General features: G+C 62.5%; 1 pseudogene. It reads left to right on the plus strand.

Annotated features, from left to right (window positions below):
- Positions 1-48 precede the first annotated feature (48 nt).
- Positions 49-269, plus strand: a pseudogene (locus tag HA630_RS02535) (peptidase S41); the annotation flags it as partial.

Genomic DNA, 269 nt, shown 5'->3' on the forward strand with positions numbered 1-269 from the left:
CGCATTCCTAGGTGTATATTGCAACGCAACCGTTCTAAGGGTTGAGTGATGGGCCAGAAATTGAAGATTGCCGGTTGGGTCGCCGTGGGCGCCCTGGCCGGCGCGTTGACCACCGTGCAGCTGCAGGCCGTGGCGCGGGGGGCCCTGTCGCCGCTGCCGCTGGAAGAACTGCAACAGTTGGCCGCCGTTTTCGGCATGGTCAAGAGCGACTACGTGGAGCCGGTGGACGAGAAAAAGCTCATCACCGACGCCATCTCGGGCATGGTGTC

The organism is Aquabacterium sp. A08 (assembly GCF_011742065.1).